The sequence below is a fragment of the Agrobacterium sp. CGMCC 11546 genome (assembly GCF_013365515.1).
GTDB lineage: Bacteria > Pseudomonadota > Alphaproteobacteria > Rhizobiales > Rhizobiaceae > Agrobacterium > Agrobacterium fabrum.
The window spans coordinates 139,362-157,641 of sequence record NZ_CP047388.1 but is presented as its reverse complement, the minus strand read 5'-3'; the positions used below and the strand labels follow the sequence as shown (position 1 = coordinate 157,641).

16 protein-coding genes are annotated in these 18,280 nt (G+C 60.8%); 13 read left to right on the top strand and 3 right to left on the bottom strand.

Annotated features, from left to right (window positions below; translation table 11 throughout):
- The first annotated feature begins 18 nt into the window (after positions 1–18).
- From GSF67_RS15605 to GSF67_RS15585, 5 genes are read left to right on the top strand one after another with little or no spacing between them, the layout of a single operon-like run.
- On the top strand, positions 19–966 hold the full coding sequence (locus GSF67_RS15605; protein WP_006311328.1) for an ABC transporter permease: 948 nt from the start codon (positions 19–21) through the stop codon (positions 964–966).
- A 5-nt stretch (positions 967–971) separates the two neighbouring features.
- Positions 972–2,165: an amidohydrolase family protein gene (locus tag GSF67_RS15600; protein WP_006311329.1), complete on the top strand. Its 1,194-nt coding sequence runs from the start codon at positions 972–974 to the stop codon at positions 2,163–2,165.
- Positions 2,165–3,658 (top strand): amidohydrolase family protein, encoded by a 1,494-nt coding sequence (locus GSF67_RS15595; protein WP_006311330.1) that lies wholly within the window; start codon positions 2,165–2,167, stop codon positions 3,656–3,658. The genes GSF67_RS15600 and GSF67_RS15595 overlap by 1 nt, the downstream gene beginning before the upstream one ends.
- Positions 3,651–4,634 (top strand): ABC transporter ATP-binding protein, encoded by a 984-nt coding sequence (locus GSF67_RS15590; protein WP_006311331.1) that lies wholly within the window; start codon positions 3,651–3,653, stop codon positions 4,632–4,634. The genes GSF67_RS15595 and GSF67_RS15590 overlap by 8 nt, the downstream gene beginning before the upstream one ends.
- On the top strand, positions 4,631–5,653 hold the full coding sequence (locus GSF67_RS15585; RefSeq protein ID WP_006311332.1) for an ABC transporter ATP-binding protein: 1,023 nt from the start codon (positions 4,631–4,633) through the stop codon (positions 5,651–5,653). Before GSF67_RS15590 ends, GSF67_RS15585 begins: the two co-directional genes overlap by 4 nt.
- Before the next feature lie 8 nt (positions 5,654–5,661).
- Here the strand turns inward: GSF67_RS15585 and GSF67_RS15580 are convergent, their stop codons facing one another.
- On the bottom strand, positions 5,662–6,339 hold the full coding sequence (locus GSF67_RS15580) for a GntR family transcriptional regulator (RefSeq protein WP_006311333.1): 678 nt from the start codon (positions 6,337–6,339) through the stop codon (positions 5,662–5,664).
- A 129-nt stretch (positions 6,340–6,468) separates the two neighbouring features.
- Here GSF67_RS15580 and GSF67_RS15575 point away from each other — a divergent pair, with 129 nt between their 5' ends.
- The 8 genes from GSF67_RS15575 to GSF67_RS15540 all read left to right on the top strand — a co-directional run bounded on the left by GSF67_RS15575 (position 6,469) and on the right by GSF67_RS15540 (position 16,088).
- The gene (locus tag GSF67_RS15575) at positions 6,469–7,098 is read left to right on the top strand and encodes a flavin reductase family protein (protein WP_035214804.1); all 630 of its coding nucleotides are present in this window, start codon (positions 6,469–6,471) and stop codon (positions 7,096–7,098) included.
- A gap of 21 nt (positions 7,099–7,119) precedes the next feature.
- A complete protein-coding gene (locus tag GSF67_RS15570; RefSeq protein ID WP_035214805.1) occupies positions 7,120–7,842 on the top strand; it encodes an aspartate/glutamate racemase family protein in 723 nt (240 codons plus the stop codon).
- A gap of 100 nt (positions 7,843–7,942) precedes the next feature.
- A complete protein-coding gene (locus GSF67_RS15565; protein ID WP_006311336.1) occupies positions 7,943–8,866 on the top strand; it encodes a LysR family transcriptional regulator in 924 nt (307 codons plus the stop codon).
- A gap of 116 nt (positions 8,867–8,982) precedes the next feature.
- On the top strand, positions 8,983–9,462 hold the full coding sequence (locus GSF67_RS15560) for a formate dehydrogenase subunit gamma (RefSeq protein ID WP_006311337.1): 480 nt from the start codon (positions 8,983–8,985) through the stop codon (positions 9,460–9,462).
- Positions 9,459–11,015 carry an NADH-quinone oxidoreductase subunit NuoF gene (locus tag GSF67_RS15555; RefSeq protein ID WP_006311338.1) on the top strand — a complete coding sequence of 519 codons (1,557 nt, stop codon included), beginning with the start codon at positions 9,459–9,461 and terminating at the stop codon, positions 11,013–11,015. Before GSF67_RS15560 ends, GSF67_RS15555 begins: the two co-directional genes overlap by 4 nt.
- Before the next feature lie 4 nt (positions 11,016–11,019).
- A complete protein-coding gene (gene fdhF, locus GSF67_RS15550) occupies positions 11,020–13,902 on the top strand; it encodes a formate dehydrogenase subunit alpha (protein WP_006311339.1) in 2,883 nt (960 codons plus the stop codon).
- Positions 13,903–13,975: 73 nt separating this feature from the next.
- Positions 13,976–14,320, top strand: a complete 345-nt coding sequence (locus GSF67_RS15545; protein WP_006311340.1) for a formate dehydrogenase subunit delta — start codon at positions 13,976–13,978, stop codon at positions 14,318–14,320.
- Between the two features lie 115 nt (positions 14,321–14,435).
- A complete protein-coding gene (locus GSF67_RS15540) occupies positions 14,436–16,088 on the top strand; it encodes an OFA family MFS transporter (RefSeq protein WP_035214806.1) in 1,653 nt (550 codons plus the stop codon).
- Between the two features lie 102 nt (positions 16,089–16,190).
- On the opposite strand, the gene GSF67_RS15535 is transcribed toward GSF67_RS15540, so the two are convergent.
- Both GSF67_RS15535 and GSF67_RS15530 read right to left on the bottom strand, forming a co-directional pair.
- Entirely contained in the window at positions 16,191–17,549 is a 1,359-nt protein-coding gene (locus GSF67_RS15535) for a HAMP domain-containing sensor histidine kinase (protein WP_006311342.1), read from the bottom strand.
- Positions 17,546–18,208: a response regulator transcription factor gene (locus tag GSF67_RS15530; protein WP_035214788.1), complete on the bottom strand. Its 663-nt coding sequence runs from the start codon at positions 18,206–18,208 to the stop codon at positions 17,546–17,548. Before GSF67_RS15530 ends, GSF67_RS15535 begins: the two co-directional genes overlap by 4 nt.
- Positions 18,209–18,280: the final 72 nt, after the last annotated feature.

Here is an 18,280-nt window from a genome sequence, read left to right as displayed (position 1 = left end):
CCGAAGGGAGCCGGTTTCATGACAGACCTTTCGCAAACGGATAAACCCGCCCGCCGGTCGCTTTTCAGCCGCATGCGCGACAGCGATCTCTATTGGTCTTTCAGCCGCAGCAAATCGGCCAAGATCAGTGCGCTCGTCCTCACAATCCTGATCCTGGCGGCCATCTTCGCGCCGTGGATCGCACCCCAGAACCCCTATGACGGTGCATCGCTCGACATGTGGAAGGCCGAGCTGCCGCCGATCTGGCAGGAGGGCGGCGAATGGCCGTTTCTTTTGGGAACGGATACGCAGGGACGGGACATGCTGTCCGCCATTCTCTACGGCACACGCATTTCCATCGTCATCGGTGTCGCCTCCGTGGTGCTTTCGCTGGTCATCGGCATGACGGCAGGTCTGGTGGCGGGCTATTTCGGTGGGTTTGCCGATGGCCTCCTGATGCGTATCGGCGATATCACGCTGTCCATTCCGACCATTCTCGTCGCGATCCTCGTTTCCACCGTTGTGCGGCAGATGCTTCCCGACAGCCTGCGGGAGGTCGGTGCATCCGCGGTGCTCATTCTCGCCATCGCACTTTCCGCCTGGGTGCAATATGCGCGCACGGTTCGCGCCCAGGCGATCGTCGAAACTGGCAAGGACTATGTGCAGGCAGCAAAGCTGATCGGCGTGCCCGCCCGCCGCATCATGGCGGCGCATATCCTGCCCAATACGCTGACGCCGATCATGGTTGCCGCGACGCTCAATTTCGGCATGGCGATCCTCACGGAAGCAACCCTGTCCTTCCTCGGCATCGGCATGCCGCCCAGCCAGCCGTCACTCGGGACGTTGATCCGCATCGGCAACCAGTTCCTGTTCTCCGGTTCCTGGTGGATCGTGCTGTTTCCGGTCTTCCAGCTCTGCCTGCTCGTCGTCACCGTCAACCTTCTGGGTGACTGGCTGCGCGACGCGCTCAATCCGAAACTGAGGTGAGTTCCATGCACGATCTTCTTCTGCGCAACGTACGACCCATGGCGGGCGAAGCCTGCGACATCATGATCAGGAACGGCAAGATTACCGGCTTCGGAAAGTTCGACGCCGAACCCGGCCTCCCGGTCGAGGATGGCAAGGGTTCAATCGCCGTTCCCGGTCTCATTGATGCCCACACGCATCTGGACAAGACGACGTGGGGCATGCCTTGGCACGTCAACAACCGTGCCGCCATCCTGCGCGAGCGGATCGATTTCGAGCGGGAAAACCGCGTTCAGATCGGCATCGATCCGCATCGCCAGTCCATGCGCCATGCCATCGGGCTTGCGGCCAATGGCGGCACCCATATTCGCAGCCACGTCGATATCGACCCGACCCATGGGCTGAAGCTGGTCGAAGGCATCTGGGAAACACGGGAAAAGCTTGATGGCATCATCGACATCGAGGTCGTCGCCTTCCCGCAATCGGGCGTCATGGTCATGCCCGGCACGGTGGAGCTTCTCGATGAAGCCTTAAAGCAGGGCTGCGACGTGCTTGGCGGCATCGATCCCTGTGGCATCGACCGCGATCCGAAGGGTCAGCTGGACATTCTTTTTCAGCTCGCGACAAAACACGGCGTGCCGATCGATATTCATCTGCACGAAGCAGCCGACCTCGGCGCCTTCACCATGGAGCTCATCTTCGAGCGCATCCGGGCAAACGGCATGCAGGGCAACGTTGCCATCAGCCACGCCTTCGCGCTCGGCATGAATGACTATCTTCGCGTCGGCAGGCTGATCGACGAGATTGCGCGGCTTGATGTCGCCATCCTGACCACGGGTGCGCCATCGGCAAGCGTGCCATCGATCATGCGCCTCAAGGAAGCGGGTGTGCGCGTTGGCGGTGGCTGTGATGGTATCCGCGATACATGGGGTCCGTGGGGACAGCCGGATATGCTGGATCGCGCCAAGATCATCGGCATGAAAAACGGCCTGCGTTCGGATATCGAACTTGCTCATGTGCTCCATGTCGTTTCCAAGGGTGGCGCCGATGTCATGGGCATTGAAGATTACGGCCTGGAAATCGGCTGCGCTGCCGACTTTACCCTCTTGACCGGTGAAACGCTGGCGCAAGCCGTTGTCGATATCGCCCCCCGGCCACTGGTCGTCAAAGGCGGCCGCGTTACGGCGAGAGATGGCAAAGCCATTGTGGAGGCGCCGTGATGAGCGATGTTCTCAATTCGTTGCAACTTGGCAAAAGGCCGGAAGGACGGACGTTGCTCACAGCCAGCTGGGTTGTAGGGCACCGGGACGGTTCGCACCGGCTGCTTAAAAACGGCGAAGTTGTTTTCGAAGACGGCGAAATCGTCTTTGTCGGGCATAGATTTCCCGGAGAGGTCGCCCAGCGTATCGATTTTGGCAATGCGCTCGTCAGCCCCGGCCTGATCGATCTCGATGCGCTTTCCGATCTGGATACGACGATCCTCGGCATCGATCATCATCCGGGCTGGGCGAAGGGTCGTGTCTGGCCGCGCTCCTATGTCGAGGCTGGTCCTTACGAAATGTATTCCCCGGAAGAGCTTGCCTTTCAGAAGCGTTTCGCCTTCGGGCAGTTGCTCCTAAACGGCATCACCACGGCAGCCCCCATCGCATCGCTGTTTTATCGCGAGTGGGGGGAGACCGTGGCGGAGTTCGAAGCGGCGGCCGATGCTGCCGGCGAACTTGGCCTGCGCGTTTATCTCAGCCCCGCCTTCCGTTCAGGCGGCATGGTTCTGGAAGAGCCGGGCCGCATGGTGCCAGTCTTTGATGAGGAGCGCGGTTTTCGGGGGCTCGCCGACGCGATCGCCTTCATCGAAAAACAGAGTGGAAGACACGGCGATCTGGTGCGCGGCATGCTTGCGCCGGATCGGGTGGAAACCTCCACACTTGGCCTGATAGAGCGCACCGACGCAGCGGCCCGCGAACTAGGCTGCAAGTTCCGTCTCCATATGGCGCAGGGCGTCATGGAGGTCGATACGGTACGCAAGCTTCACGGTTCGACCGCGCCGGTCTGGCTCGCCAAGGCCGGGCTCCTCAGCGAAAGGCTGATCGCGCCGCATGCCACCAATGCGACGGAAGAAGATCTGGCGCTATACGCGGAGAACGGCGTGTCGATCGTCCATTGTCCGCTTGTCTCGAGCCGTGGCGGCAGCACGCTCTCGTCCTTCTCCTCCTGCCGCAAACGCGGCATTAACATTGCGATGGGAACGGATACGGCGCCGGCGGACATGTTGATGAACCTGCTTGTTGGCCTGATCACCTGTCGCATCAATGACGGCGCTCCGGACCAGATCCGCTGCGCCGATCTTTTCGATGCGGCGACGCTCGGCGGTGCGCGCGCACTTGGTCGCTCTGACCTCGGTCATCTTTCAAGCGGTGCAAGGGCAGACATTGCGGTCTTTGATCTCGACGATGCCGTCATGGTACCGAGCGTCGATCCGATCACGACGCTGGTGACCGGTGGTTCGGGCAAGATCACGAGAGCCGTTTTTGTCGATGGCCGTCTTTCCATGCGCGAAAGACAGGTCGCCCATATCGACATGCGGCGTGCTCGCGAACAGGCGCAGGCGCAGTTTGATCGTCTGATTGCCAAATATCCCGAACGGAGCTGGGCAAATCCGCCCGTCTCCGAAATTTTCCCTCCGAGCTATCCGGTGGAGGTTGCACAACATGGTTGAAATGAACCAATCGGTCATCGATGTCCGCAATCTCAAGGTCGAGTTTCCCGGTCGGCGCGGCACTGTTACCGCGCTTTCCGATATCAGCCTTTCGATCAGGCCCGGCGAAATTCTGGGTGTCGTCGGCGAATCCGGCGCCGGGAAATCCATGACGGGCCTTGCGATACAGGGCCTGCTCGAAAAGCCCGGCCGTATTGCCGATGGTGAAATCTGGCTCGGGTCGCGCCGTATCGATCAGCTGGATGACCGAGCGATGGAGAGTATTCGCGGTCGTGAGATAGGCGCGATTTTTCAGGACCCGTTGACCTCGCTCAATCCGCTCTTCACGGTCGGTGCCCAGCTTGTGGAGACAATCCGCCAGCATCTGCCGTTGTCGAAGGCGGATGCGCGTGCACGCGCCATTCAGTTGCTGAGGGATGTCGGCATTCCGTCGCCTGCGGATCGTATCGATCATTATCCGCACCAGTTTTCCGGCGGCATGCGCCAGCGTGTCGTGATTGCGCTGGCCCTCTCGGCCTCGCCGAAGCTCATCATCGCCGACGAACCGACGACCGCGCTCGACGTCTCGATCCAGGCGCAGATCATTTCGCTGCTGCGGCGGCTGTGTAAAGAGAAGCAGACGGCGGTCATGCTCGTCACCCACGACATGGGCGTCATCGCCGAGGCCGCCGACCGCGTGGCCGTGCTTTATGCCGGCCGGCTGATCGAAGTCGGGCCGGTCGAGCAAGTGCTGCACGAACCGCGCCACCCCTATACGCAGGGCCTGATGGCCTCCATTCCGTCGCTTGGCGCTAGGGTAGAGCGGCTCAACCAGATTGACGGGGCGATGCCGCGTCTCGATGCGATCCCGCCCGGATGCGCGTTTAATCCCCGCTGTAGTTTTGCGGGGCCGCGCTGTCTGCGGCAACGGCCTGAACTTGAAACCGTCGGCAACGGTGCTAGTGCGTGCTGGCTGAATGCAGGAGGTACAGCATGACACAATCAGCATCCCATAAGGCAGCGTCCCATCAGCCGGCCTTGACCGTCAAAGGCCTGACGAAAACCTTCGACGTGTCGGCCCCGCTGCTCAACCGCATCATTGAGCGCAAACCCCGGCAGTTCGTGCAGGCCGTCAACGATATCGATTTCGCCGTTCCTGCTGGCGGCTGTCTCAGCATCGTCGGTGAGAGCGGCTGCGGCAAATCGACCGTTGCCCGCCTGGTGACCGGGCTTTTCCGGCCAAGCGCCGGCGCATTTCATTTCGCGTCGGGCGGCAACGGCAAACCCCTGTCGGCACAGATGATCTTCCAGGATCCCTATGCTTCGCTCAATCCGCGTTGGCGGGTGAAGAACATCATCGCCGAACCGATCCGCGAGCTGAAGCTGCGCGCGACAAAGGCCGAGGCGATGGAGCGCGTGGAGGAATTACTCCAGACCGTGGGTCTATCAGCCTCCGATGGCGAGAAGTTTCCGCATGAATTTTCCGGCGGCCAACGCCAGCGCATCTCGATTGCCCGTGCATTGGCGAGCGAACCGGAATTTCTCGTCTGTGACGAGCCGACATCGGCGCTTGACGTCTCGGTGCAGGCACAGGTGCTCAATCTCATGCGCCGCCTGCAGGATGAACTCGGTCTCACCTATCTTTTCATCAGCCACGACATGAGCGTTGTCCGTCACATGTCGGACCGCATCGCGGTCATGTATCTCGGGCGGATTGTGGAGGAGGGCGATACGGAAGAGCTTTTCGCCAATCCGCGCCATCCCTATACCCGGCTGCTTCTCCAGACGATCCCCAATATCAAGACCCCGCAGCGGGACCGGGAGATTGTTGCAGGGGAAGTTCCGAGCCCTTTGAAGCCGCCTTCGGGCTGCGCGTTTCACCCCCGTTGTCCGCTTGCAACAGCGCAATGTTCGGCAGAGGTGCCGAAAGTGAAAAGCCTCGCCAACGGCACGCGGGTCGCCTGCCATCTGGTTGAAGATGACACGGAATGGGCAGGCCAGCGGCAGCGCGCCTGAGAAGGGGATCAGCCGAGGGCGGCGCGCAGGTCGTGGGAAAGGTCGCGGATTTCGCTGAGATCGAGTTCCGCTTCCACATGCTCCAGGTGGTGGGTCATCAGATGGATGGCCCGCGACGGATCATTGTTGGCAATCGCATCGACGATTTCGGCATGTTCGTCCGGGCCGCAGTTGAAGCGATCCGTGTTACGGTAAACGGCGGTAATGAGCGATGAGCGGGAAATGAGGTCGCGCATGGTGGTAAAAAGGAAATCAGAACCGAGCGTTTCCGCAAGCAGAAGGTGGAACCCGCCGGAAAGCTTGATGATGTCGGTCGTGACGTTCCTGGTATTGGCCACACGTTCCTTGGCCACATGGTCGCGCAGCTTTTTGAGATCGGTTTTGGTGGCGGACCTGCACAGTCTTTCGACGACGCATTGCTCGACGGTACGGCGTACGAAGAAGACATCGCGGGCTTCCTCGACCGAAGGTTTGGAGACGAAAGCGCCGCGATTGGGAACGATGGTCACCAGCCCGTCACGCTCAAGAACGGACAAAGCCTGGCGGATTCTTGCACGGCTGACGCTAAAGATTGTCGCCAGTTGCTCTTCTTTCAGCTGCACGCCCGGACGCAACCGGCGTTCGGCAATCGAAAGCCATACTTTCTCGACAATCTGCTGCGTGGACGGGCCGGCCTGCTCGGTCATTCGACATACTCCCCAATCGCCCTAGAGAAGCGTGATGTGAATGAAAAAGTCAACCGTATCAACGGGATTTTGGTTGCAACATTGTCAACAATATGAAAGATAATTGTAGACTAAATTAGGATGCCGATCATGGAATTCGATTTCAGCGTGCTCGAGCCCCAGAGCCGCTACCGCCTTCTGACGAATTTTATCGGTCCGCGACCGATCGCGCTTGTGACAACCCGTTCGGAAGCGGGCCATAACAATGCAGCGCCGATGAGCTTCTTCAACGTTTTTTCGCATGATCCGCCCATCGTCGTCCTCGGTATTCAGCCGAAGCTGAGCGGCGAGGAGAAGGATACTATGGTGAATATCCGCCGCACCGGCGAGTTCGTCATCAATATGGTGGATATGGCGCTGTCGGAGCAGATGCTCATCTGCGGCCTCGGCTTTGACAATGAAGTCGACGAAATGTCGATGGCGCAACTGACGGCCAAGCCCTGCAGCAAGATCGACGCGAGTTATGCGGCGCAATCACCCTGTGCATTCGAGTGCCGCGTGGAGCGGCTGATCGATTACCCCCGCCGCACGCTGGTGCTGGGCGAAGTGGTGCACATGCATGTCCATAAAGAGTGCCTCGACGAAGAGGGGCGGTATGTCGATCCCGATCGCTACCAGCCGATCGCCCGGCTTCACGCCGACAACTACATCACCTCGGATCGCCAGTTCGTTCTGAAGGCGCCACCAATCACCGATTTCACCACGCCTGACGGCAAGTGAAGGCTATTCAGGATGCGTGCGATGCATATTCGTTTGATCAATCCCAATTCCACCGCCTCCATGACCGCGCAGGCCCTCGATAGCGCCTTGCGGGTCAAGCAGAAGGAGACCCACGTCTCTGCGGCAAATCCTGTCGATACCCCCGTCAGCATCGAAGGGCAGGCGGATGAGGCGATGGCCGTTCCCGGGCTTCTGGCGGAAATCCGCAAGGGCGAGGCGCATGGCGTGGATGCCTATGTGATCGCCTGTTTCGACGATCCGGGACTTCACGCTGCGCGCGAAGTGGCGCGGGGGCCGGTCATCGGCATCTGCCAGGCGGCTGTGCAGGTCGCGATGACGATCAGCCGGCGTTTTTCGATCATCACGACGCTGCCACGGTCCATACCGATTATCGAGGATCTGGTGGAAGATTATGGTGCCCAGCGGTATTGCCGAAAGGTGCGCGCGATCGACCTGCCGGTTCTCGGGCTTGAGGAGGATCCGGAAGTCGCGGAAGCCCTGCTTCGCCGCGAAATCGAGGCCGCCAAGCGTGAGGATGCGGCGGAGGCGATCATTCTCGGCTGCGCCGGCATGTCGTCGCTCTGCGACCGCCTGCGGGATGCCACCGGCGTGCCCGTCATCGATGGCGTTACGGCTGCGATCAAGCTCGCCGAAGCGCTGGTCGGCGCCGGTTATACGACCTCGAAGGTCAATGCCTATGACTATCCACGCGTGAAGGGGCCAGCCCTCGTCGCCTGCGCCTAGTTTGCAGGAAAATGCCTGCGGCCATTTGCGGGCGCTGCCGCCACGTTCTAGTGTTCTCCTGCGCGCACCCGTCAAGTGATCGCGCCGCGGGGGAGAGCGTATGATCGACAAACTGGAATTTTTCATTGCATTGGCACGGGCGGAACATTTCGGCCGGGCGGCGGAGGAATGTGGTGTCTCCCAGCCCAGCCTGTCGGCGGCAATCCGGCAGTTGGAGGATCAACTGGGCGTCGTTCTCGTGGTGCGTTCGGCGCGGTATCAGGGGCTGACGCCGGAGGGCCAGCGGGTGCTGGAGTGGGCGCGCCGTATCGTTGGCGATGCGCGCACCATGAGGGAGGAAATGCGCGCTGCCCGCAAGGGTCTTGCCGGACACATTCGCCTTGCCGTCATTCCGACCGCGCTGGCGATGGTGCCGCGATTGACCGAATCCTTCCAGGCGCGCCATCCCGATGTGACCTTTTCCGTCACGTCACGCACCTCGCTTCAGGTGCTGGGGCAGATCGAAAATCTCGAGATCGATGCGGGAATCAGCTATCTCGACAACGAACCGCTGGGCCGAGTCACCACCGTGCCGCTTTATTCCGAGCGATATCACCTCATCACGGCAGGTGGAACGCCGCTCGCTGATCAGGAAAGCGTTACCTGGAAGCAGGTGTCGGGTCTTAGGTTATGCCTATTGACGCCGGATATGCAGAACCGACGCATCATCAACAAACACATGGCAGAGGCCGGTGTAGAGGCAAAGCCGACACTGGAATCCAACTCCATGATCGTGCTGTTTTCCCATATCCGAACCGGACAATGGGCTTCAATAATGCCGCGTAACCTTGCGGAATCATTTGGTTTTCCAAAACAGATAAAAATCATTCCGATCACTGAGCCGGATGCCGAACATCTGGTCGGTCTGATTGCCACGCACCGCGAACCACACACGCCACTCGTCTCGGCGCTGCTTCACGAGGCCCGCCAGCGAGCGGCGGAAAAAGCATTTGATAGGAATTTCCTATCAAACGACGGAAACTGATTATTGACCTGATCCTGCCGATCTCGCCATTCTTTCAGCCAATGCAGGGCTGCGACGGGATTTCACCATATCCCGCTCATCATTCCTTGCCCCTGTCGGTTTGGGAGGACTGGCTTATGAATATCAGAGCGGTTGCCGCAGATGAGGCGGCCCGTGTTTCCGCTGTTATCAACGAATGTCTCCACCTGGAGGGGCCTTTGCTGCCCATCCTGCACGCGGTGCAGGAAGAATTTGGTTACATCCCGGAAAGCGCCAAGCAGATCATCGCCTCCGCGCTGAATATATCGCGCGCGGAAGTTCATGGCGTCGTCACCTTCTATCCCGATTTTCGCGATCATCCCCATGGCCGGCACGTCTTAAAGCTCTGTCGCGCCGAGGCTTGCCAGTCGATGGGTGGCGAGCCTCTTGCGGAAACCATCAAGAGCCGCCTCGGTCTCGACTGGCACGAGACTGCTGCTGACGGTTCCGTCACGCTGGAACCGGTTTTCTGTCTCGGGCTCTGCGCGCAGGCGCCGGCCCTGATGCTGGATGGTGAGGTCCATGCGAGACTGGACGATGACTGTCTTGGCGACATTCTGGCGGAGGCGCGTCGATGAGTGTCACCGTTTTTGTTCCCGGCGATTCCGCCGCACTTGCCGTTGGCGCAAACCGTGTAGCTGACGCCATCGCTCGAGAGGCGGCCAGCCGCAATCTCGACATCCATATTGTCCGTAACGGTTCGCGCGGCATGCTCTGGCTCGAGGTGCTGGTGGAAGTGCGCACCGAGCATGGCCGTATCGCCTACGGGCCGGTAAAGGCCGCCGATGTCACGTCGCTTTTCGATGCGGAATTTCTTGCCGGTGGCGATCACCGTCTCTGTCTTGGGCCGACGAAGGACATTCCCTTTCTGAAAAACCAGACGCGCCTGACCTTCGCCCGGTGCGGCGTGACCGACCCGCTATCGCTTGAGGATTACCGCGCCTATCAGGGAATGAAAGGCCTCGAAAAAGCCGTCACCATGGAGCCGCTCGCCATCGTTGCGCAGGTGACTGAAAGCGGCCTGCGTGGACGCGGCGGCGCGGGTTTCCCGACCGGCATCAAATGGAAGACCGTCGCGGATGCGATGGCAGACCAGAAATATATCGTCTGCAATGCCGATGAGGGCGATAGCGGCACCTTCGCCGACCGCATGATTATGGAGGGTGACCCTTTCGTGCTGATCGAAGGCATGGCGATTGCCGGCCTTGCCGTTGGTGCCACCAAGGGCTTCATCTATACCCGGTCGGAATATCCCTACGCCATCAGGGTCATGGAAAAGGCGATCGAGATCGCGAGGCGTGAGGGCATTCTTGGGTCCTCCGTCCTCGGTTCCGGCCGCGCTTTCGATATGGAAGTACGCATGGGCGCCGGCGCCTATGTCTGCGGCGAGGAGACTTCGCTCCTGAACAGTCTCGAAGGCAAACGTGGCACGGTGCGCGCCAAGCCGCCGTTGCCGGCATTGCAGGGCCTGTTCGGCAAGCCGACCGTCGTCAACAATGTGATTTCGCTGGCGTCCATCCCGGTCATCATGGATCGCGGTGCCGCTTTCTATCGCGATTTCGGCGTCGGCCGGTCGCATGGCACCATCCCCATCCAGCTCGCCGGAAACATCAGATATGGCGGGCTTTACGAAACCGCCTTCGGCTTGTCCCTCGGTCAGCTGGTGAATGATATTGGTGGCGGCACGATCACCGGCCGCCCCGTTAAGGCGGTGCAGGTGGGCGGCCCGCTTGGCGCCTATTTTCCGGTGTCGTTGTTCGATACGATCTTCGACTACGAAGCGTTCACGGCGGCTGGCGGTCTTATCGGACACGCCGGGATCGTGGTTTTCGACGACACCGCCGATATGCTGCATCAGGCTCGGTTCGCCCTTGAATTCTGCGCGGTCGAAAGCTGCGGCAAGTGCACGCCCTGTCGTATCGGCTCGACGCGCGGCGTCGAGACTGTCGACAAGATCGCGCTTGGCATCGAGCGGGAGAAAAACACGGCGCTGCTCGAAGATCTCTGCGAAACGATGAAATTTGGGTCGCTTTGCGCGCTGGGCGGTTTCACGCCCTATCCCGTCATGAGCGCGCTCAGACATTTCCCGCAAGATTTTGCCCCCATCCCACGTGTTGAAGCGGCGGAGTAAGACCATGGCCCTTGTAACCGAATTCGACTACGGCACCCCGAAATCCAACGCGACGGATATGGTGACGCTCACGATCGACGGTCGACAGGTCACCGTTCCGACGGGAACCTCGATCATGCGCGCCTCGCGCGAAGCTGGCATCGATGTGCCGAAACTCTGCGCTACCGACATGGTGGATGCCTTCGGTTCCTGTCGCCTCTGTCTTATCGAGGTGGAGGGCCGCAACGGCACGCCCGCCTCCTGCACCACGCCGGTTGCTGCCGGTCTCGTCGTGCATACCCAGACCGAGCGGCTGAAGCAGATCCGCAAGGGCGTGATGGAGCTTTATATCTCCGACCACCCGCTCGACTGTCTGACCTGCGCCGCCAATGGCGATTGCGAATTGCAGGACATGGCAGGTGCCGTGGGCCTTCGCGATGTGCGTTACGGTTACGAGGGCGACAACCACGTCAAGTCCCGCACCGGAGGGGGCGATCTCAATGCCCGCTGGATGCCGAAGGACGAAAGCAATCCCTATTTCACCTATGATCCGTCCAAATGCATCGTCTGTTCCCGCTGCGTGCGGGCCTGCGAGGAAGTGCAGGGCACTTTCGCGCTGACGATCGAAGGCCGTGGTTTCGAAAGCCGCGTATCGCCCGGGGCGCACGAGGCGTTTCTCGATTCCGACTGCGTTTCCTGCGGCGCCTGCGTGCAGGCCTGTCCGACCGCGACACTTACCGAAAAATCGGTGATCGAGATCGGCCAGCCGGAACATTCGATGGTGACCACCTGCGCCTATTGCGGCGTCGGCTGCTCCTTCAAGGCGGAAATGCGCGGCGAGGAATTGGTGCGCATGGTGCCGTGGAAGGACGGGCAGGCAAACCGCGGCCATTCCTGCGTCAAGGGTCGCTTCGCCTATGGTTATGCGACCCACAGGGATCGCATTCTCAACCCGATGATCCGCGAGAACATCGGCGATCCCTGGCGGGAAGTGAGCTGGGATGCGGCCTTTGCCTATGTTGCTTCGGAGTTTCGGCGCATTCAGGGCAAGTATGGCCGGGAGTCCATTGGTGGCATCACCTCGTCGCGCTGCACGAATGAGGAAACCTTCCTCGTGCAGAAACTCGTCCGCGCCGGCTTCGGCAACAATAACGTCGATACCTGCGCCCGCGTCTGCCATTCGCCGACGGGTTATGGTCTTGGCCAGGCCTTCGGCACCTCCGCAGGCACGCAGAATTTCGACAGCGTCGAACAATCCGACGTGGTGCTTGTCATCGGTGCCAACCCGACCGACGGCCATCCGGTTTTCGGTTCGCGACTGAAGAAGCGGCTGCGTCAGGGCGCGAAACTGATCGTCATCGATCCGCGCCGCATTGATCTTGTGCGCACGCCGCATGTGGAGGCCGCTTTCCATCTGCCGTTGCTGCCGGGAACAAACGTTGCCGTCCTGACAGCACTGGCGCATGTGATAGTCACGGAAGGGTTGTTCAACGAGGCCTTCATTCGCGAGCGTTGCGACTGGTCGGAATTCGAGGACTGGGCCGCTTTTGTCGCCGAGCCGCAGCATAGCCCGGAAGAGACGGAACGTTTCACGGGCGTACCGGCTGAAGATCTGCGTGGTGCGGCCCGGCTTTATGCCACCGGCGGTAATGGCGCGATCTATTACGGTCTTGGTGTCACGGAACACAGCCAGGGTTCGACCACCGTCATGGCGATCGCCAACCTCGCCATGGTCACGGGTAACATTGGCCGTCCAGGTGTCGGCGTCAACCCGCTGCGCGGTCAGAACAATGTGCAGGGCTCCTGCGACATGGGGTCTTTCCCGCACGAGCTGCCGGGCTATCGCCATATTTCAGACGATGCGACACGCGACGTGTTCGAGAAACTCTGGGGCGTGAAGCTCAACAACGAGCCGGGGCTGCGCATCCCCAACATGCTGGATGCGGCCGTTGATGGCAGCTTCAAGGGCATCTACATCCAGGGTGAGGATATTCTCCAGTCAGATCCGGACACCAAGCACGTATCCGCCGGCCTGGCGGCCATGGAATGTGTTGTCGTGCACGATCTCTTTCTGAACGAGACGGCGAATTATGCCCATGTGTTCCTGCCCGGTTCCACCTTCCTCGAAAAGGACGGCACCTTCACCAATGCGGAGCGCCGCATCAACCGCGTGCGCAAGGTCATGTCGCCGAAGAACGGTTATGCCGACTGGGAAGTGACCCAGAAACTGGCGCAGGCCATGGGCCTTGCCTGGAACTACACGCATCCCTCTGAGATCATGGATGAGATCGCGGCAACGACGCCAAGCTTCGCCAGCGTCTCATATGCTTATCTGGAAGAGATGGGGTCGGTGCAGTGGCCCTGCAACGAAAAATTCCCTGAAGGGTCGCCGATCATGCATGTGGACGGTTTCGTGCGTGGCAAGGGCAAATTCATCCGCACCGAATATGTGGCGACGGATGAACGCACCGGTCCGCGTTTCCCGCTGCTGCTCACCACCGGCCGCATCCTGTCGCAATACAATGTCGGCGCGCAGACACGGCGCACCGAAAACGTGGTCTGGCATGAGGAGGATCGGCTGGAAATCCATCCGCACGATGCCGAACAGCGCGGCGTGAAGGACGGCGACTGGATCAAGCTCGTCAGCCGGTCCGGCGATACGACGCTCCGGGCGCTGATCACCGACCGTGTGGCACCGGGTGTGGTCTATACGACCTTCCATCACCCCGGCACGCAGGCGAACGTCATCACCACCGACTTCTCCGACTGGGCGACGAATTGTCCGGAATACAAGGTGACGGCGGTTCAGGTGTCGCCCTCCAACGGGCCGACGGAATGGCAGGAAGAATATGATGCGCTCGCGCGTCAGTCCCGCCGGATCGCCGGCAAGCTCGAAGCTGCGGAATAATCGGGGGCCGGGCCAGTCCCGGCCTTCTCATTCATGGAGGCGTTGGCCGGGGAGCTGGCGCGGGGAGTAGGTCATGTTGCTCAATCACACGGATGAAAAGCTGGTGAGGATGGCGAACCAGATCGCGACGTTTTTCCTGTCGCAGCCGGAGGATATTCGGGTGGATGGCGTTGCCACGCATATCAACAAGTTCTGGGAACCGCGCATGCGCCGCCGCTTCTTCGAGATGGTGGATGCGGGCGCCGGTGAGTTTCTGCCGCTTGTGCTTGCCGCATCGAAAGAGATCAGAAGGCCTGATGCGCCGGCAGCCGATGCCGTGGGGCTCGGCGACGATGCCAAGGGCGCGCCGGGCGGGAAAGGACCGATTGCGGGCGAGTCCCTGTCAGAACCGAGCGTGCCGGAAACGACGCGTGCCTGATCCGGGCGAAAACCGATAAAGCTTTTCGCCGCACGGGAGGACGTTCGGCGGTATCGAGATTCGCCTGGCGGGGCGAATGGAAAATGTCCAGACATCCACGAGGGAGGTAATGTCGATGGCAGTAGCAGACGCAACGGCGGGAGAGGCGGCGCAGGCCGGATTTTTGGACCGCGAACGAATAATTGCAAGACCGGGTTTCAATCGCTGGCTGGTGCCGCCGGCAGCTCTTGCCATCCATCTGTGCATCGGCATGGCCTATGGTTTCAGTGTTTTCTGGCTGCCGCTGTCGAAAGCGCTGCCGGCGACCGATCCGAGCTGCTCGAGCCTGACTCTGATGGGGGCGCTTTTCACCACGGAGTGTAACTGGCGCGTGGCCGATCTCGGCTGGATTTATACGCTGTTCTTCGTGCTTCTCGGCTGCTCGGCGGCCATCTGGGGCGGCTGGCTGGAACGGGTAGGACCCCGCAAGGCGGGCTTCGTTTCCGCCTGCTGCTGGTGCGGCGGCATTCTGGTGGCCGCAATCGGCGTCGCCACTCATCAGCTCTGGCTGATGTGGCTGGGTGCGGGCGTCATCGGCGGTGTTGGCCTCGGCCTCGGTTATATTTCCCCGGTCTCGACCCTGATCAAATGGTTCCCGGACCGTCGCGGCATGGCGACAGGCATGGCCATCATGGGCTTCGGCGGTGGTGCGATGATCGGTGCGCCGCTCGCCAACCTGCTGATGAATACCTTCAAGACCGAAGCCTCTATTGGCGTCTGGCAGACCTTCGTCGTCATGGCGCTGGTTTATTTCGCCTTCATGATGGCGGGCGCCTTCGGTTATCGTATCCCCCCGGCCGGCTGGCGTCCGGAAGGCTGGACGGCGCCGGCGGCCAAAAGCGCCATGATCACCACTCGCCACGTCCATCTGCGTGATGCGCACAAAACACCGCAGTTCTGGTTGATCTGGGCGGTTCTCTGCCTCAATGTTTCTGCCGGTATCGGCGTCATCGGCATGGCCTCGCCGATGTTGCAGGAAATCTTTGCCGGTTCGCTGATCGGCCTGCCGAGTGTCGGTTTTGCCGATCTCGATGCGGGACAGAAGGCACAGATCGCAGCGATTGCCGCCGGGTTCACCGGGCTCCTGTCGCTGTTCAACATCGGCGGTCGTTTCTTCTGGGCGTCGATGTCCGACAAGATCGGACGTAAGAACACCTATTTCTGCTTCTTCGTTCTCGGCATCATTTTGTATGCGCTGGCACCGACGCTGGCGACGATGGGCAACAAGGCGCTCTTCGTGCTCGCCTTCGGCGTCATCCTCTCCATGTATGGCGGTGGTTTCGCGACCATTCCCGCCTATCTCGCCGATATTTTCGGCACGCAGTTCGTGGGGGCAATCCATGGCCGCCTCCTGACGGCGTGGGCGACGGCCGGCATCGCCGGACCCGTGGTCGTCAACTATATTCGCGAGGCACAGATCGCCGCGGGCGTTGCTCCGGGCCCTGCACTTTATACCAGCACCATGTATATCCTCGCCGGCATGCTGGCCATCGGCCTCATTGCCAATGCCTTCGTGCGGCCGCTTGCCGATAAATGGTTCATGTCGGATGCTGAGGTTGCAGCATTGCAGGCGAAGACGGCCGCTGCCAATGCCGGCCCCACTGGCTCCTTCGGTATCGGCCGCGGCGGGTTGGATGCCAAGGCGGCTCTCGCCTGGGCAGCGGTCGGCATCCCGCTGCTCTGGGGTGTATGGGTAACGGTGAAGAGCAGCCTTGCGCTGTTCGGCTGATTATTGACGCCTTTGACATTCTCCGGGCAGCCCTGTGCTGCCCGGATTTGTTTCAGGCGCTAGGCAGAAGCTTATCGAGGAACAGGCCACGATTGGAGAGCATCATATCGCAGAGGGCAGGGTGAGCAGGCAGGTAAGCCCGCCATCGCCATTGCGCTCCATGCTGATCCTGCCGCCGTGAAGTTCGACAAGTTCCTTGACGATGGTAAGACCGAAACCGTCTCCCGGCACGGTCTCGTCCATGCGTCTGCCGGGTTCAAATACCTCTGCGACGAGAGCGTTGTCGATGCCAGGGCCATCGTCCGAGATCGTGAGCAAGATATCGCGCCCCGTTTGGCGGGCAGAAATTCTGACCCGACCCTTTGCCCATTTGAAGGCATTGTCCGTAATGTTGCCGATAATCTCGTCCAGATCTTCAGGCCCGACCTGCACCCGCAAGGTGTCATCCACCTCCACAGTCGCGACGACACCCCGGTCCGCATATATATGCGTCATGATCTCGAGAATATCGTCCACCCTCGGCCTGACCGGTGTTGTAGCAGCCACGCCACCGGCAGCGGTCTTGCGGGCGCGCGCGAGATGATGGCGGATTCTCTGGTCGATCCTGTCCACCAGCGCCCGCATGGTATTATCGGGGTCGTTGGTATCGTTGAGCGCGAGATAAAGGCTCGTGACCGGCGTTTTCAGGCCATGGGCGAGATTGGCAAAATGCAGGCGCGTCTCGGTCAGCCTTTCGCTGTTCTGTTCTACAAGGCGGTTTATCTCGCGGGAGGCAGGGCGAAGTTCCTGCACATCCGCGTCAGGCAATCGTTCCAGCGTGCCGGCCGAAATCGAGGAAATGTCGGCAGTCAGCTGCCGCAGGGGCCGCAGACCATAGCGCACCTGCAGGAAAATGCCCGCGACGAGACTTGCGCCCAGCAGCGTCATGGCCGGGATCAGCCATAAGAGCGCACTGCGGGCAGGCGCAACGAGCGCAAAACGGGGTGCGGTGGCAGTGATTTCGATGAGTTTCGCGCCCACCATGGTCTGGATGGAGCGAAGATAGAGGTCCTGACCGTGAAGCTCGGCGTTGACGCCGGGACGCGGCCCATGCTCCATCATCTTGCCCCAGTTAAAGGGGGAAGGTGGATTGTCCAGGCTCTGTCCGGCGAGCGAGCGTGAGGTGATGGCAACGTCCTCGCCACGGATCTGCCAGTACCAGCCGGAGCCGCGCCTGTCGAAAGGCGGGCCATCGAGGGCGGCATTCAGCGTCAGCCGGCCGGCCTCGTCGCTGGAAAGGGCGCTGCGCAGGCCTTCGATCTGCGTATCGAGCCGCTGGTCAATCTGTTCACGCACGACGCCGGCAACGATGAGGTAAAGAATGATCGAAGCGATCATCACGCTTGCGGTGACGAAGATTACTAAAAAAACCGTTAGGCGGCGCGATATCGAAGGTCCGTGGTTGGTCTTGGGTTCGCTCATGGCTCGGCCTTCAACATGTAGCCGCGGCCCCGAACGGTCTCGATATGCTCGGCGCCGATCTTGCGCCGCAGGCGGGCGATGATGACTTCGATGGAGTTGGAATCCACCTCCGCATCGCCTTCATAAACCCGTTCGATGAGTTCACGGCGATCAACCACCACCTCTTTTCGCAGGATGAGGCAGGAGAGCACGCGCCATTCCAGCGCGGTGAGCTTTAGCGGCAGGCCGTTCTGTTCGAAGGTTCCAAGCTGCGCGTCGAAGACAAGCGAACCGCAGGTAACGATGGAGGCGGCATGGCCGGTGGCGCGGCGAACCAGTGCACGCAGCCGCAGAACAAGTTCTTCGACCTTGAACGGCTTGGTCAGGAAATCATCTGCCCCGGCCTTGAAGCTTGCCACCTTGTCCGGCCAGCCGTCGCGCGCCGTCAGCACCAGCACAGGCAGGTTGCGCTGCGCCGCCCGCCAGGATTTCAGGACCGAAACGCCGTCGATCCTGGGCAATCCGAGGTCAAGAATGGCGACGTCGTAAAGCTCGGTCAGGCCGGCATGTTCGGCATCCTCGCCATTCTGGGCGATGTCGACGACGAAATTCTCCGCGCGCAGGCTGGCCGCGATGCGCTTTGAAAGGTCGCCGTCGTCTTCGACAAGAAGTACCCGCATGGTGTGCTTGCTCATGGTGTTGGATGCGTTTTATTAGGCCCGGAAGGCTTAACTCAAGCTGAACCACAAGGT

What these genes read in the sequence shown, in the direction of transcription:
- GSF67_RS15605 (WP_006311328.1), top strand. Translation starts at nt 19, where the DNA reads ATGACAGACCTTTCGCAAACGGATAAACCCGCCCGCCGGTCGCTTTTC.
- GSF67_RS15600 (WP_006311329.1), top strand. Translation starts at nt 972, where the DNA reads ATGCACGATCTTCTTCTGCGCAACGTACGACCCATGGCGGGCGAAGCC.
- GSF67_RS15595 (WP_006311330.1), top strand. Translation starts at nt 2,165, where the DNA reads ATGAGCGATGTTCTCAATTCGTTGCAACTTGGCAAAAGGCCGGAAGGA.
- GSF67_RS15590 (WP_006311331.1), top strand. Translation starts at nt 3,651, where the DNA reads ATGGTTGAAATGAACCAATCGGTCATCGATGTCCGCAATCTCAAGGTC.
- GSF67_RS15585 (WP_006311332.1), top strand. Translation starts at nt 4,631, where the DNA reads ATGACACAATCAGCATCCCATAAGGCAGCGTCCCATCAGCCGGCCTTG.
- GSF67_RS15580 (WP_006311333.1), bottom strand. Translation starts at nt 6,339, where the DNA reads ATGACCGAGCAGGCCGGCCCGTCCACGCAGCAGATTGTCGAGAAAGTA.
- GSF67_RS15575 (WP_035214804.1), top strand. Translation starts at nt 6,469, where the DNA reads ATGGAATTCGATTTCAGCGTGCTCGAGCCCCAGAGCCGCTACCGCCTT.
- GSF67_RS15570 (WP_035214805.1), top strand. Translation starts at nt 7,120, where the DNA reads ATGCATATTCGTTTGATCAATCCCAATTCCACCGCCTCCATGACCGCG.
- GSF67_RS15565 (WP_006311336.1), top strand. Translation starts at nt 7,943, where the DNA reads ATGATCGACAAACTGGAATTTTTCATTGCATTGGCACGGGCGGAACAT.
- GSF67_RS15560 (WP_006311337.1), top strand. Translation starts at nt 8,983, where the DNA reads ATGAATATCAGAGCGGTTGCCGCAGATGAGGCGGCCCGTGTTTCCGCT.
- GSF67_RS15555 (WP_006311338.1), top strand. Translation starts at nt 9,459, where the DNA reads ATGAGTGTCACCGTTTTTGTTCCCGGCGATTCCGCCGCACTTGCCGTT.
- fdhF (WP_006311339.1), top strand. Translation starts at nt 11,020, where the DNA reads ATGGCCCTTGTAACCGAATTCGACTACGGCACCCCGAAATCCAACGCG.
- GSF67_RS15545 (WP_006311340.1), top strand. Translation starts at nt 13,976, where the DNA reads ATGTTGCTCAATCACACGGATGAAAAGCTGGTGAGGATGGCGAACCAG.
- GSF67_RS15540 (WP_035214806.1), top strand. Translation starts at nt 14,436, where the DNA reads ATGGCAGTAGCAGACGCAACGGCGGGAGAGGCGGCGCAGGCCGGATTT.
- GSF67_RS15535 (WP_006311342.1), bottom strand. Translation starts at nt 17,549, where the DNA reads ATGAGCGAACCCAAGACCAACCACGGACCTTCGATATCGCGCCGCCTA.
- GSF67_RS15530 (WP_035214788.1), bottom strand. Translation starts at nt 18,208, where the DNA reads ATGCGGGTACTTCTTGTCGAAGACGACGGCGACCTTTCAAAGCGCATC.